This window comes from Chitinophaga sp., assembly GCF_036569185.1.
Classification (GTDB): Bacteria; Bacteroidota; Bacteroidia; order Chitinophagales; family Chitinophagaceae; genus Chitinophaga.
Genome location: NZ_DATCRD010000107.1, coordinates 1 through 2,180, shown reverse-complemented (window position 1 = coordinate 2,180; position 2,180 = coordinate 1). Strand labels below are relative to the sequence as shown.

General features: G+C 45.6%; 1 protein-coding gene. It reads right to left on the bottom strand.

The window, feature by feature from the left end:
* Positions 1-412 precede the first annotated feature (412 nt).
* Positions 413-2,180, bottom strand: a 1,768-nt coding sequence (locus VIM72_RS07920) for a Calx-beta domain-containing protein (RefSeq protein ID WP_332002298.1), incomplete at its 5' end; no start/stop codon positions are given.

The following is a 2,180-nucleotide window of genomic DNA, read 5'->3' as shown; positions in this document are numbered from 1 at the left end:
AGACAGCTGGAACTCGATGTGAACCCTTCAACAAAGCAAAATCTTTCTACGAAAAACTGGGGTTCAGTGTATTAAAGGAAAAGAAAACAGATATCGGCAGCGGCTATATCATGGACGATTATGTGATGCGCAAACTACTATAAAAAAAGCCCGGTAAGGAGATACCAGGCTATTCCCAAGTTAACCATTAAAAGACACAACTCTTTTTTAAAAAAATAATGTTAATCTAATGTTATCTACGATAACAGTTAATAAGCGGATTTATCCATACATAAAAAAGCAGCATCTTTTATATTTTAATATAAAAAATGCTGCTTTTAAGTTTGATATCAAAAAAATTCCCGCATACTTAACTATGCGGGAATGTAAATGTGCCTGAAGCGCGTATATCGGTTATTGATCCAAGCCGTTGTTATTTGGCAGTAAGCACAGTGCCTTCATCGTTATCATCGTCATGGATAACGGCCACCGCTTTGCTCAGCTTCAGCTCAGGCGAAATTTTCAATACTCCCGCGTTGGCGGCAGCTGTAGCATCACGCAGTTTTACAGATACCAGCGCATCCGTTTCTTTGACACGGTCGTTAACCAGCGCCACCTGTATATCGGTTTCGCTGAAAGCGCAATCACCGGTGATCTTAACCATGTCGCCGTTCATAATCACATAGTCTTTACCGTAAGCCGCAGTACTGGAAGAATCTACCCCGAAGAAAATATTGATATCGCTTCCGGTGCAATTGGTTTGCACGCTCTGGTCGGATGCTTTTACCAGGATACATTTAAACATGCTCACCGGGGCGGTAGCCGACTCATTTGCATCGGTGAGTTTCACCAGCGTAATATAAGCAGCCTGATCCTGTATGTACTGGGAAGCAGATATAGAAGTTACATCTCCGTTATATCCTACTACCGCTTCATTCTCCGCTTTAATTTCACTTAATACCAATACAACAGTTTCCGCCAGCTCAAACCTGTTGTCGTCTTTTACTTTTACGCTCAAACTGGCAGTGGTAGCGCCGCTGTCAATTACAAAAGGCGCTTTGATGCTGCTGATAAAATCAGCGCCGGGTAAAGCAGTACCATTACCAAACTTGTAAGTTAACCTAACCGGTTTGGAAGTGGCATTGATCAGCGGGGTATTATCACGCTTAAACAAGCCCGCAGAAAATACCACATCAGTAGCCGGTTCTGCACCATTGCTGCCGCCAATAAATTTTACCATAGCCGGCTGATCCAGGATGGTTACTTCACCCTTTGCCTTGGTCAGGTACAACTCTGAAGCATCCAGTACTTCCACGTGGAAAGCTTCCTTGCCTTCCAGCAGGTTATCGCTTTTTACAGGGATCTGGATGGATTTGGAGATAATAGCGCCTGCTGCAAATTCAGAAGGCACAAAGGAGATAGTTCCTTCGGTGACATCAAAATCAGATGCACCGGCGCCACCTTTATGCGGGATGGTTTTGTAATGCACGTTAACGGGCGTACGAACACCGTTGCTTCTTAAAAAGCCGGATAAGGTTATGGTAAGCGTAGCATTGGATAATCCGTTCAATGGCTCGGAAACGGCAATATCATTAATAGATACGCCATGACTGATCTTGATGATGCGGTTACCGTCTTCATCACCGCCGCCTGCTGCCAGGATCTCGCCGGAAGGGCTCATCAGCAGCGATGCCAGCGTGGTTTTTGCATCGTATTTGCCCAGTTGTTTATCAAACATCATTTCACCGTCCGGGCTCAGCTTGATCATACGGTAGCCTTCTTTGGCCACTACGCAGATCTCATCATCTTCTGTGAGCAACAGGTGCTGGAACACAGAGCCCAGGTTTTTATCAATGGAAACAGTACCGTCCGGGAGCAGCTTCACGATCTTACCTGTGTTGTTGCTTACGTTACCTCCGGCAGCAACTACTTTCCCGTTTTTGCCTACTTCCAGTGCGTATAATGCGGCATCCGTTTCCTTGTTGAACAACTCTGTGCCGTCCGGGCGCAGTTTTACAATACGGCCCTTATCTTTTTCTTCTGCGCAGGCAAAGATCTGACCCAGGTCGTTCACCTTTATAGCGTTGAACTTACCATCTGCCGTACTGTATTCTTTATCAAATACTACCTGTCCTTCCGCATTCACTTTTGCAATACGGCTGGCGTTGCCGGTACCATAGGCGCCACCGCCCATTGCCAGT